Consider the following 11922-nt stretch of genomic DNA (forward strand, 5'->3'; position numbering starts at 1 on the left):
TTGTGGTCATCGCAAGGGCAACGACTGCGAACGCCCGCGAAACAGGGGGAAGCTCGATGACCGTCTTGGAGACCGCACCGGCCGTCGTGGACACCGCACCGCCGGCCGCCGTGTGCACCGTGCTGGAACGGCAGCGCCACAGCCGCCCGGCGGGGCGCGACCGCTACACGATCAGCGAAGTGGCCGACTGCACGGGGCTGTCGGTGCACACGCTGCGCTGGTACGAGCGGATCGGGCTGATGCCGCACGTGGACCGCTCGCACACCGGCCAGCGCCGCTACACGGACCGGGACCTCGACTGGCTGGACCTGGTGGGGCGGCTCCGCCTGACCGGCATGCCGGTGGCCGACATGGTCCGCTACGCACGGCTCGTCCGCGAGGGCGAGCACACGCTGGCCGAGCGGGAACGGCTGCTGACCGCGCACCGCGAGGACGTCCGCACGCGCATCGCGGAGCTGCGCAGCACCCTCGAGGTACTCGACTACAAGATCGACATATACGCCGACGCCCGGCGACGGGCCGAGGCCGCCGAAGGGGCCTGACGCACCGATGACCGACAGCAACGACAAGATCTCCACCGCGACCCTCGGCACCGGCGGCCCCGAAGTGGGCGTTCAGGGCCTCGGCTGCATGGGCATGAGCTTCGCCTACGGACCGACGACCGACCCGGACGAGGCCCGGGCGACGCTGGAGCGCGCGCTCGAACTGGGTGTCACGCTCTTCGACACCGCCGACGTCTACGGCCTCGGCGAGAACGAGAAGTTCATCGCGCCCTTCGTCCGGGCCCATCGCGAAGACGTCGTCCTGGCCACCAAGTTCGCCCTCGGGATCGACCCCGGGAACCCGCAGGTCCGGACGATCCGCAACGACCGCCCGTACATCCGGCAGGCCGTGGAGGCCAGCCTGCGGCGGCTCGGCGTCGACGAGATCGACCTCTACTACATGCACCGGCGCGACGTGAACGTCCCCGTCGAGGAGACGGTCGGCGCCATGGCCGAGCTGGTCGCCGAGGGCAAGGTCAAGCACCTGGGCCTCAGCGAGGTCACGGCCGGCGAACTGCGCGCCGCGCAGGCCGTGCACCCGATCGCCGCCGTGCAGTCGGAGTGGTCGCTCTTCAGCCGCGACATCGAGACGCACGTGGTGCCGGCCGCGCGGGAGCTGGGCGTGGCCCTCGTGCCCTACTCCCCGCTCGGGCGGGGCTTCCTGACCGGCTCCTTCGTGCGGGCCGAGAGCGAGCTGTCGGGCGACGACTTCCGCCGCACCATGCCGCGCTTCACCGGCGGCAACGCGGAGGCGAACGCGGCGCTGCTGGAGCCCGTCCGGCGGATCGCGGAGCAGCACGGCACCTCCCCGGGCCAGGTGGCCCTGGCCTGGGTCCAGCAGCAGGCGCAGGTGCACGGCTTGACGGTCGTTCCGATCCCGGGCACGCGCCGCCGCTCCCGCCTGGAGGAGAACGCGGGCGCGACCCGCATCACCCTGACGGCGGACGAGCTCGCGGCCCTGGAGCCGATCGCCGGCAGGGTCGCGGGCACCCGGTACGCCGACATGGCCTTCACCTCCGCCGGCCGCGAGTAGGCCCGGCCACGGGCGGCGCGGTGCGGGTGACGTCCCGTCACTGCCCGCCCGGGGCCACCAGCCCCGACTCGTAGGCGAAGATCACCGCCTGGGCGCGGTCGCGCAGGTCCAGCTTGGCCAGGACCCGGCCGATGTGCGTCTTGACGGTCTGCTCGGCGAGCACCAGGGACGCCGCGATCTCCTGGTTGGACAGGCCCCGCGCGATGAGTTCGAGGACCTCGGTCTCGCGCGGCGTGAGCCCGTTCAGCCGCAGGGACGGGCCCTTGCGGCGGGCGGGGCGCTGCTTGGCGAAGTCGGCGATCAGACGGCGCGTCACGGACGGGGCCAGCAGGGCCTCTCCGGCGGCCACGACCCGGACGGCCGAGATCAGGTCCGCGGGCGGGGCGTCCTTCAGCAGGAAGCCGGAGGCGCCCGCGCGCAGCGCCTCGTAGACGTAGTCGTCCACGTCGAACGTCGTCAGCATCAGCACCTTCGGGCGGTGGTGCACGCCGCGCGGGGGGTCGAGGAGCTGCCGTGCGGCCTCCAGCCCGTCCATCTCGGGCATCCGGACGTCCATCAGCACGACGTCCGGGTGGGCGCTGCGGCCCAGCTCCACGCCCTGCCGCCCGTCCGCGGCGTCGCCGACGACGTCGATGTCGGGCTGCGCGGCCAGCAGCGCGGCGAAGCCCGCCCGCACCATGGCCTGGTCGTCGACGATGATCACCTTGATGGTCATGCGGTGCGGGAGTCCTCTTCTTTTCCTGTGGTGCCCGTAAGCGATTCCGTGGGGAATTCCGTGCCCGACTCCGCGGTGAGCGGGAGCCGCGCGGCGACGCGGAAGCCGCCGCCGTCCAGCGGGCCGGTGTCGAGCGTGCCGCCGACCAGCCGCACCCGCTCCCGCATGCCGACCAGGCCGTGGCCCGTGCCGCCGGTCTCCACCGGCCGCGCGTCCCGGTCCGCCGCGGCGGTGTTGACGACCAGCACCATCAGGTCCGTGCCGGCCTCGCCGACGGACACCGACACCCGCGTGTCCGCCCCCGGCGCGTGCCGGACGACGTTGGCCAGGGCCTCCTGGACGATGCGGTACGCGGAGAGGTCCACGGTCTGCGGCACGGCGTCCGGCAGGGGCTCCGGCATGGCCAGCTCCACCGGCAGCCCGGACCGCACGGTCGCCTCGACCAGCTGCGGGATCCGCGCGACGCCCGGCTGCGGCGCCCGCTCCGCGCCGCCTCCGCCGGAGGCGCCCTCGCTGCGCAGCACCCCCAGCAGCCGGCGCATCTCGGTCAGCGACTCCCGCGCCGTGGCGGCGATCGCGCCGAACTCCTCGCGCGCCTGCTCCGGCAGGCCCTCGATGCGGTACGGGGCGCTGTCCGCCTGCACGGTGATCACCGACATGTGGTGGGCGACGACGTCGTGCAGCTCGCGGGCGATGCGGGTGCGCTCCTCCAGCAGGGTGCGCTGTGCCCGCTCGGCCTCGCTGATGGTCTCCTGCTCCGCCAGCGCCCGCCGCGCGTCGCCGCGCTCGCGCAGGGCCCCGGCGAGCAGCATCAGGATGCCGCCGGTCACGAACAGGGTGATCCAGACGTTGGAGGAGCTGCGATCCGGCGCCACGCCCCGCAGGACCGCGCCCGAGACGCCCGTGGCCAGCCAGACGGCCAGCAGCGTCGGGCGCCGCTCCCGCATGCCGACCGCGAGCATCAGCAGCAGCATGGTGATCACGGTCGTCGGCGGCCAGGGCCACGGCCAGTCGTTGTTCACGGGCGGCTCGGCCAGCGCGGCCACGGCCGCCACGATGCCCGCCGTGAAGGCGACGGCCCAGGCGAGCAGGGGCCTGCGGACGGCGGCGAGCAGGGACACGGCCTGGGCGGTGCCGAGGGACAGCGAGAGGCCGAAGCCCAGGCCGTACTCCTCCGCCAGGCTGTAGCCCGTCAGCGGCAGCAGCAGGGCGGTGAACAGCCAGGCGGCCACGTACGGCAGCCTGCGCACCCAGCGCCGGCGCGACCGGCCGCCCAGCGGCACGGGCGGTCCGGCGGGGGTGCAGACGGCGAGCGCGAAGGCGCGCGCCCGCGCGAGAGGGGCAGGGGGTGACTGGATCATGACCCTTTCAGCCTAGGCCGCGGCCCCGGCGGGGACGTCACCCCGGGGTGGGGGCTTGCGGGTCATACCGGGGTAGCACCGGTAGCAGACGCACGCCTTGGCGGAGGGTCACAGCTCGGCGAGCAGCTGGGCCTTCTTCGCGCTGAACTCGTCGTCCGTGAGCAGCCCCGCGTCGTGCAGCGCGCCCAGGTGGCGGATGCGGTCGGCGATGCCGCCCGGGTCGGGCCGGGCGGCCGGGACGCGCGCGCCCGGCGAGGCCGGGGAGGAGGCCCGCACGGCCTGCAGGACGGCCGCGGCGAACGGCAGCGACTCGTGGATGAGGCCGTAGCCCATGCCGAAGACGACGGCCGCCGGATCCTGGTCGGCCTGGCCCGGCGGCCCGTCCTCGGCGCCGCGGGGCACGAGCCGCAGATAGCCGCCGGCGATCTCGGGGGAGCGCCACTGGACGCCCGAGAGCTCCTCGACGGCGAACCGCTGGTCGCCGGCCTTCCACTTGGCGGAGGACGCGCCGGTCCAGAACCACCGGAAGGCGACGGAGGCGCCGTCGAAGGAGGCCTTGCCGTCGTAGGCCTTGAAGGACGCCGGGGGAGTGGGGGCCGCGACCAGGGGGCGCTGGGCGGGCACGGCCGCGTCCGGGCCCAGCGCGGCCCGTATCTCGTCGGCGTAGTACTCGGCGAGGGCGTCGCGCTCGGCGGGCAGCACCAGCCGGTAGGGGTCGCTGCCCTCCTTGAGCTGGCCGTCGGCGACGTCCATCAGCGGATCGGCGCCCGGTCTCGGGACCGCACGCAGCACCACCGTCCCGCGCTTCCCCGGGGCCTGCTCGACGGCCGCGAGCGCCTCGTAGGGGATGCGTCGTTCACCGAGCGCCTGGAGCAGCTTCGGTGTGCGGATCCCCCGTTCGAAGCGGATGAGCACGGAGTCGGTGTCGAACTCCCAGACGGTGTGGAAACCCGTCAGCACATCACCCATGCCGTCATCGTATGCGCCGCCCGCTCGCGCGTCCCCCCTGCGGGGAGCGGGGAGCTACGCGCGTCGTCCGCCCGCGCGCTCCCGCCCGTCGTGCGGCCCGGCCCGGCTCGTACCGCTATGCGCCTTCGGTGCAGGAGGCGTCCGCGTCCGCGCAGGAGATCGTCGCCGGGGCGCCGACGCCGATGCCGGCGAAGTTGGCGAGGCTCGTCGTGCCGGGCTCGAAGTAGCCGGCGTGGCCCTCCGCGCCGCGCGCCGACAGCACCCGCGCCCCGAAGGACTGCGAGACGGGGTCGGCGCCGTGGCCGAGGCCGCCGACCTCCAGGTGGGGAACGCCCTGGATCCAGTCGTCCGGGTCGCGCATGGCCCATATCCGGGCGCTGGTCCGCAGCTCGGAGACGTGCTCGGCACGCATCCCGGGGCTGCCGGCCACCGCGACGTCGGTGACCCGGGAGGGCAACTCGCGCGCGGCGACGCCGCACACCACCGAGCCGTAGCTGTGGCAGAAGAGGGAGACCCGCGAGGTGCCGGGCAGCGCCCGCACGGCGGCGCGCAGCCGCAGGGCGCCCTCGGCGGCGAGCTTGCCGGTGGCGGCGTCCATGCCCACCCCGGCGGGCGAGGTGTAGTCGGCCCAGGCGATGACGGCCGTACGGATGCGGGGGGCCGTCTTGCGCTCGGCGGCGTAGAGGGAGCGGGCCATGCCCACGGGGGCGCTGTAGGCCCGCTGGGACTTCTCGAACGTCAGCAGGTTGGTGTCGACTCCGGGGACGACGACGGAGACCCGCTCGGCCCGGTCGAGGTCGCCGATGACCTCCGCGACCCGGCCGGCGCCGGTGGGGTCGAAGGCGAGGATCTGCCGCCCGTCCTCGCGCAGCGACTCGAAGCGGTGCATGCGGCGCACGGCCTCCTGGCGGCCCACCGGGCTGAGGCCGCTCGCGTGGCTGCGGCGCTTCTCGACGGCGCGCGCCCGGTCGAGGGCGGTGCGGTTGGCGCGGTAGCGCAGGGCGGCCGGGGCGCCGTTGAGGTTGCCGACGACGAAGGGGTGGTCGTCGGCGAGCCGGGCCTGCTGGGCGCCGGTGAGGGAGGCGAAGAAGCGGGCCACGGCGCCGGGGGCCGTCCCCGGGGCCGGCAGCGGTCTGCCGGCTATGGAGCCGTGCAGCCAGGCGCTGAGCGAGACCGTACGGGCGTCCCCGGCCGCCTTGTGGCTTCTGACGGCCGTCCAGCCGGTCGTCCCGAGCATCACGAACACCACGGCCAGGGCGAGCAGTGCGCGCCACACGGTCGCCGTGGTCGTCCAGGGTACGGAGGAGGGGGAGCCGAGCTCCGGGAAGGAAGTCACCGCGAAACACAGTAGGAGAAACGCGGCGGCGACTGCGAAGTCCGTGAGCTATCTCACGTTTGAGTGGGGGTAATTGGGCACATGCGTGGGTTTCTCGATCAGGCGCGCCAGTTTCCGGCCAAAGCCGGACCCAGCTGGTCCAGATAGGCCACGGTGAGCAGCCGGAGATCCTCCAGGCCGCCCTCGCCGCGCTCGCCCCAGATCCTGGCGGTGACGCGCATCACCCCGCCGAACGCCGCCACGAGCACGTGCGGCCGTGGGTCGGCGCCCAGGTCCAGGCCCTCGCGCCGGGCGATCTCGCGGGTCAGCTGCTCCTCCACCTCGGAGAGCTTCCGCAGCCGCGCCGCCAGCAGCTGGGGCGTCGACTCGATCATCCGGTAGGTGCGCATGTGCAGTTCGAGCGGCACGACCGACTCGATGACCTCGCCCGCGCCCTCCCAGGTGTCGAGCACGGCGCCGCGCAGCGCGGGCAGCGGCGCCTCGGCCGCCGGGCGGGAGCGCAGCGTGGCCAGGAAGAGGGCGTCCACGGAGGTCTGCATGGCCAGCGCGACCTCTTCCTTGTTCGCGAAGTAGCGGAAGAAGGTGCGCTGGGAGACCTCCGCGGCCTCGGCGATCTCGTCGACGGTGGTGCGCTCGTAACCCTTGAGGGAGAACAGCTCCAGGGCGGACCGGATGAGGGTGTCCCGCGTGCGCCGCTTCTTCCGCTCGCGCAGGCCGGACGGCGGCGCCGTACGGGCCGCCGAGTCCTCGATCGCCGGCATCGCTCGTCTCTCCTCCGCCACGTTTGTGCTGCTCAGGATAGCCGCGCAGGAAAGTGACAGGCGTCAGCGGATGCGGTCGACAGCCAATTGGCAGGCACTGACATAATTCTCCCCATGACGTCTCAGACCGCTGTCGCCGAGGCGCAGCCGGACCTCGGGCCCCGCAAGGGGCTCCGCGGCCACCCCTGGCTGACCCTCTTCTCCGTGGCGATAGGCGTGATGATGGTCGCGCTCGACGGCACGATCGTCGCCGTCGCGAATCCCGTCATCCGGGATGACCTCCACGCCTCGCTCGCCGATGTCCAGTGGATAACCAACAGCTACCTCCTCGCCCTCGCGGTCGCGCTGATCACCGCGGGCAAGCTGGGTGACCGCTTCGGTCACCGGCTGACCTTCCTCATAGGTACCACCGGCTTCGCCGTCGCCTCCGGAGCCATCGCGCTCTCCGGCAGCGTGTCGGCGGTCGTCGTCTTCCGGGTCCTCCAGGGCCTGTGCGGGGCGCTGCTGATGCCGGCCGCGCTCGGCCTGCTGCGCGCCACCTTCCCGGCCGAGAAGCTCAACATGGCCGTCGGCATCTGGGGCATGGTGATCGGCGTCTCGACCGCCGGCGGCCCGATCCTCGGCGGCGTCCTCGTCGAGCACGTCAACTGGCAGTCCGTCTTCTTCATCAACGTGCCGGTCGGCGCCCTCGCGCTCGCCCTGGGCCTGGTGATCCTCAAGGACCACCGGTCCGACCACGCCCCGCGCTCCTTCGACCTCCCCGGCATCGGCCTGCTCTCGGCCGGGATGTTCTGCCTCGTCTGGGCGCTGATCAAGGCCCGGGACTGGAGCTGGGGGGACGGCAAGACCCTGCTGTTCCTGGGCGGGGCGGCCCTGGCCCTCGTCCTGTTCGTCCTGTGGGAGACCAAGGCCCGGGAGCCGCTGCTGCCGCTGGGCCTCTTCCGCTCCGTGCCGCTGAGCGCGGGCACGGCCCTGATGCTGCTGATGGCCTTCGCCTTCATCGGCGGGCTGTTCTTCGTCACCTTCTACCTGCAGAACGTGCACGGCATGAGCCCGGTCGACTCGGGCCTGCACCTGCTGCCGCTGACCGGCATGATGATCGTCGCCTCGCCGGCCGCCGGCGCGATCATCACCCGGCTGGGGCCCCGGATCCCGCTGGTCGCCGGCATGCTGCTGACCACCGTCGCGTGCTTCGGCATGTCCCGGCTGGAGCCCGGCTCCGGCACGGGCGTGATGTCGGTGTGGTTCGCCCTCTTCGGCCTCGGCCTGGCCCCGGTCATCGTCGGCGCGACCGAGGTCATCGTCGGCAACGCCCCGCTGGAGCACGCGGGCGTCGCGGGCGGCCTGCAGCAGGCCGCCATGCAGGTGGGCGGCTCGCTCGGGACGGCCGTGCTGGGCGCCGTGATGGCCGCCCGGGTCGACAGCCTCCTGCCCGGCAAGTGGGCCGGCGCGGGGCTGCCCCCGGGCAGGCCGGAGGAGATGGCGCAGGCGGCCGACGCCGTGGCCGTCGGCGTGCCGCCGGTGCCGCCGGGGGCGCCGCCGGAGGTGGCCGGGAAGATCACGGGCGTCGCGCATGACACTTTCGTGTCAGGGATGAGCCTGTCCTTCACCGTCGCCGGCGTCGTCGCGGCCGTCGCCGCCGCGGTCGCCCTGTTCACCAAGCGCGGATCCCACCCCGAGGCCGCCGCCGGAGCGGCCCACATCTGAGCCCGTCCGGACCGCTTCCCCTATCAGGGCCCCGCACCGCGGGGCCCTCTTGGCAGCCGGAGTCACTCCCGTCAGGATGCGGAATGCAACATCGCCGACACAGGGAGTGATCCTCATGCGTACGATCCGCACCGCCGCAGCCGTCACGGCCGCGGCCGCCGCGCTGGCCCTGTTCTGCGCGCCCACCGCGGGCGCCGCGGGCACGGCCGGCAAGGGGCGGCTCGGTGCCTGCGCCGCCGGGCAGCTGTGCCTGTGGACGAAGGGCGACTTCCGCGGGACGCGCAGCACGAGCGAGCTCGCCGACATCGGCATCGAGGACTGCGTGGCCTTACCGGCGGGCGTCAGCGCGGTCTCGCTGGCCAATCGCACGGGGCGCCCGGTCACCACGTACCAGAGCGCCACCTGCGCGGAGACGGGCGAGTTCAACACGTACCCGTCGGGGACGTGGGTCCCGGAGAGCCCGTACGTCGTCCGGGCGTACAAGGTCTGGGAGCACTGACCGCAACGCAAACCGCCGGTGCCCCCGGACCAGCGAACGCTGGTCCGGGGGCACCGGCAGTGAATCGGGGTGACTGCTTACGCGTCGCCGCCCGCGGCGCCCGGGTCGGCCGCCGTGACGTCCAGCAGCTGGTAGCGGTCCACCGCCTGCTTCAGCGCGGAGCGGTCCACCTTCCCCTGCTTGGCGAGCTCGGTGAGCACGGCCAGGACGATCGACTGGGCGTCGATGTGGAAGAAGCGGCGGGCCGCACCACGGGTGTCGGCGAAGCCGAAACCGTCGGCGCCCAGCGACTGGTACGCACCCGGCACCCAGCGCGAGATCTGGTCCGGAACGGCCCGCATCCAGTCGGACACGGCCACGAACGGGCCCTCGGCGCCCTGGAGCTTCTGCGTGACGTACGGCACGCGCAGGTCCTCCTCCGGGTGCAGGAGGTTGTGCTCCTCCGCCTCGATGGCGTCCTTGCGCAGCTCGTTCCAGGAGGTCGCCGACCAGACGTCCGCCTTGACGTCCCACTCCTCGGCGAGGATCTTCTGGGCCTCGATCGCCCACGGCACCGCGACACCGGAGGCGAGGATCTGGGCCGGGATCGCGCCCTTCTCGCCCTGCGCGAAGCGGTACAGACCCTTGAGGATGCCCTCGGCGTCCACGTCCGCCGGCTCGGCCGGGTGCTGGATCGGCTCGTTGTAGACGGTCAGGTAGTAGAAGACGTCCTCGGCGTTCTCGCCGTACATCCGGCGCAGACCGTCCTTGACGATGTGCGCCATCTCGAAGCCGAACGCGGGGTCGTAGGAGACGACGCCCGGGTTGGTGGACGCCAGCAGCTGCGAGTGGCCGTCGGCGTGCTGCAGGCCCTCACCGGTCAGGGTGGTGCGACCGGCCGTGGCGCCGAGCACGAAGCCGCGCGACAGCTGGTCGGCCATCTGCCAGAACTGGTCGCCCGTGCGCTGGAAGCCGAACATCGAGTAGAAGACGTAGACCGGGATCAGCGGCTCGCCGTGCGTCGCGTAGGCGGAGCCCGCCGCGATCAGCGAGGCCGTGCAGCCCGCCTCGGAGATGCCGTCGTGCAGCATCTGGCCGGTCGGCGACTCCTTGTACGCGAGCAGCAGCTCGCGGTCCACGGACTCGTACTGCTGGCCGAGCGGGTTGTAGATCTTGGCCGACGGGAAGAACGCGTCCATGCCGAAGGTGCGGTACTCGTCGGGGGCGATCAGCACGAAGCGCTTGCCGATCTCCTTGTCCCGCATGAGGTCCTTCAGGATGCGGACGAACGCCATGGTGGTGGCGATCGACTGCTGGCCGGAGCCCTTCTTGGCGCTCGCGTAGACCTTGTCCTCCGGGAGGGCCAGCGGCTTCGACCGGTCGACACGGGTCGGCACGTAGCCGCCGAGCGAGTTGCGGCGGTCGTGCATGTACTGGATCTCCTCCGAGTCGCGACCCGGGTGGTAGTACGGCGGCAGGCCGGACTCCAGCTCCTTGTCGGCGATCGGGATGTGGAGGCGGTCGCGGAAGCGCTTGAGGTCCTCGACCGTGAGCTTCTTCATCTGGTGGGTCGCGTTGCGGCCCTCGAAGTTCGGACCGAGGGTCCAGCCCTTGACCGTCTGCGCGAGGATCACGGTCGGCTGGCCCTTGTGGGCCTTGGCCGCCGCGTACGCCGCGTAGATCTTCTTGTGGTCGTGACCGCCGCGGCCCAGGTGCAGGATCTGGTCGTCGGTCATGTTCTCGACCATCTTGCGGAGACGGTGGTCGTCGCCGAAGAAGTGGTCGCGGATGTACGCACCGGTCTCGGTGGCGTACGTCTGGAACTGCCCGTCCGGGGTGCTGTTGAGCTTGTTGACCAGGATGCCGTCGCGGTCCTGGGCCAGCAGCGGGTCCCAGGAGCGGTCCCAGACCAGCTTGATCACGTTCCAGCCGGCGCCGCGGAACTGCGACTCCAGCTCCTGCATGACCTTGCCGTTGCCGCGGACCGGGCCGTCGAGGCGCTGCAGGTTGCAGTTGACGACGAAGGTCAGGTTGTCCAGGCCCTCACGGGCGGCGATGGACAGCTGGCCGAGCGACTCCGGCTCGTCCATCTCGCCGTCGCCGAGGAACGCCCACACGTGGGACTTGGAGGTGTCGGCGATGCCGCGCGCCTCCATGTAGCGGTTCATGCGGGCCTGGTAGATCGCACCGAGCGGGCCGAGGCCCATCGAGACGGTCGGGAACTCCCAGAAGTCCGGCATGAGGCGCGGGTGCGGGTAGCTGGAGAGGCCGTAGGGGGCCTTGGACTTCTCCTGGCGGAAGGAGTCCAGGTTCCGCTCGGAGAGCCGGTCCAGGAGGAACGCGCGGGCGTAGATGCCCGGGGAGGCGTGGCCCTGGAAGAAGATCTGGTCGCCGCCGTCGCCCTCGTCCTTGCCGCGGAAGAAGTGGTTGAAGCCCACGTCGTACAGCGAGGCGGAGGAGGCGAAGGTGGCGATGTGGCCGCCGACGCCGATGCCGGGGCGCTGGGCGCGGGAGACCATCACGGCCGCGTTCCAGCGGGTCGCGTTGAGGATCTTGCGCTCGATCTCCTCGTTACCGGGGAAGAACGGCTCGTCCTTGGTCGCGATCGTGTTGACGTAGTCCGTGCTGCGCATCTCGGGCACCGCGACGCGCTTCTCGCGTGCGCGCTCGATCAGGCGAAGCATGAGGTAGCGGGCACGTTCCCGGCCTCGCTCATCGACGGCTGCGTCGAGCGAGTCGAGCCACTCCTGGGTCTCTTCGGGATCGAAGTCCGGGACCTGGCTGGGAAGGCCGCCAATGATGATCGGGTTGCGATCGGATCCGGAAGCCACGCTGTTCCTTCGCTGTTCGGTCTGTCGTGCTCTGCACGCGATGTTGCTGCGCACGCGGTCAAATATGGCTCTGCTTATGTCGCGCCGGTCCCATCGTGGACCGCGGCGGCGGAAACGTCATCTCTACTGGGCGGTAACCACCACTGGTGAGACGAAGCAGCGTTTGTCGGTCGCCCGGGGCGGCCAAAT

9 protein-coding genes and 1 pseudogene are annotated in these 11922 nt (G+C 72.3%); 4 read left to right on the forward strand and 6 right to left on the reverse strand.

The window, feature by feature from the left end:
* The first annotated feature begins 56 nt into the window (after positions 1-56).
* Entirely contained in the window at positions 57-542 is a 486-nt protein-coding gene (locus NQU55_RS09640) for a MerR family transcriptional regulator (protein ID WP_168093817.1), read from the forward strand.
* A gap of 7 nt (positions 543-549) precedes the next feature.
* The gene (locus NQU55_RS09645) at positions 550-1575 is read left to right on the forward strand and encodes an aldo/keto reductase (protein WP_256790249.1); all 1026 of its coding nucleotides are present in this window, start codon (positions 550-552) and stop codon (positions 1573-1575) included.
* A gap of 37 nt (positions 1576-1612) precedes the next feature.
* Here the strand turns inward: NQU55_RS09645 and NQU55_RS09650 are convergent, their stop codons facing one another.
* From NQU55_RS09650 to NQU55_RS09670, 5 genes are all read right to left on the reverse strand, one after another.
* Positions 1613-2290 (reverse strand): response regulator, encoded by a 678-nt coding sequence (locus NQU55_RS09650; protein ID WP_168094609.1) that lies wholly within the window; start codon positions 2288-2290, stop codon positions 1613-1615.
* On the reverse strand, positions 2287-3651 hold the full coding sequence (locus tag NQU55_RS09655; protein WP_168094608.1) for a sensor histidine kinase: 1365 nt from the start codon (positions 3649-3651) through the stop codon (positions 2287-2289). Before NQU55_RS09655 ends, NQU55_RS09650 begins: the two co-directional genes overlap by 4 nt.
* A gap of 108 nt (positions 3652-3759) precedes the next feature.
* Positions 3760-4620, reverse strand: coding sequence for a DUF4429 domain-containing protein (locus NQU55_RS09660; protein WP_168094607.1), 861 nt, complete (start codon positions 4618-4620; stop codon positions 3760-3762).
* Between the two features lie 115 nt (positions 4621-4735).
* Positions 4736-5956: an alpha/beta hydrolase gene (locus NQU55_RS09665; protein WP_256790252.1), complete on the reverse strand. Its 1221-nt coding sequence runs from the start codon at positions 5954-5956 to the stop codon at positions 4736-4738.
* Between the two features lie 98 nt (positions 5957-6054).
* A complete protein-coding gene (locus NQU55_RS09670; protein ID WP_168094606.1) occupies positions 6055-6717 on the reverse strand; it encodes a TetR/AcrR family transcriptional regulator in 663 nt (220 codons plus the stop codon).
* 114 nt (positions 6718-6831) lie between these two features.
* On the opposite strand from NQU55_RS09670, the pseudogene NQU55_RS09675 reads away from it, so the two are divergent.
* Together NQU55_RS09675 and NQU55_RS09680 are read left to right on the forward strand one after the other, a co-directional pair.
* Positions 6832-8440 (forward strand): annotated as a pseudogene (locus tag NQU55_RS09675) (MFS transporter); the annotation flags it as partial.
* A gap of 99 nt (positions 8441-8539) precedes the next feature.
* Positions 8540-8923: a peptidase inhibitor family I36 protein gene (locus tag NQU55_RS09680; RefSeq protein ID WP_168094604.1), complete on the forward strand. Its 384-nt coding sequence runs from the start codon at positions 8540-8542 to the stop codon at positions 8921-8923.
* 77 nt (positions 8924-9000) lie between these two features.
* On the opposite strand, the gene aceE is transcribed toward NQU55_RS09680, so the two are convergent.
* Entirely contained in the window at positions 9001-11733 is a 2733-nt protein-coding gene (gene aceE / locus NQU55_RS09685) for a pyruvate dehydrogenase (acetyl-transferring), homodimeric type (protein WP_256790254.1), read from the reverse strand.
* Between the last annotated feature and the right edge of the window lie 189 nt (positions 11734-11922).

The sequence above is a fragment of the Streptomyces telluris genome, from assembly GCF_024519335.1.
GTDB classification, from domain to species: Bacteria; Actinomycetota; Actinomycetes; order Streptomycetales; family Streptomycetaceae; genus Streptomyces; species Streptomyces telluris.

Coding starts and splice junctions, on each gene's coding strand:
- NQU55_RS09670 (WP_168094606.1), bottom strand. CDS start 6,717: ATGCCGGCGATCGAGGACTCGGCGGCCCGTACGGCGCCGCCGTCCGGC.
- NQU55_RS09640 (WP_168093817.1), top strand. CDS start 57: ATGACCGTCTTGGAGACCGCACCGGCCGTCGTGGACACCGCACCGCCG.
- NQU55_RS09650 (WP_168094609.1), bottom strand. CDS start 2,290: ATGACCATCAAGGTGATCATCGTCGACGACCAGGCCATGGTGCGGGCG.
- NQU55_RS09655 (WP_168094608.1), bottom strand. CDS start 3,651: ATGATCCAGTCACCCCCTGCCCCTCTCGCGCGGGCGCGCGCCTTCGCG.
- NQU55_RS09660 (WP_168094607.1), bottom strand. CDS start 4,620: ATGGGTGATGTGCTGACGGGTTTCCACACCGTCTGGGAGTTCGACACC.
- NQU55_RS09645 (WP_256790249.1), top strand. CDS start 550: ATGACCGACAGCAACGACAAGATCTCCACCGCGACCCTCGGCACCGGC.
- NQU55_RS09680 (WP_168094604.1), top strand. CDS start 8,540: ATGCGTACGATCCGCACCGCCGCAGCCGTCACGGCCGCGGCCGCCGCG.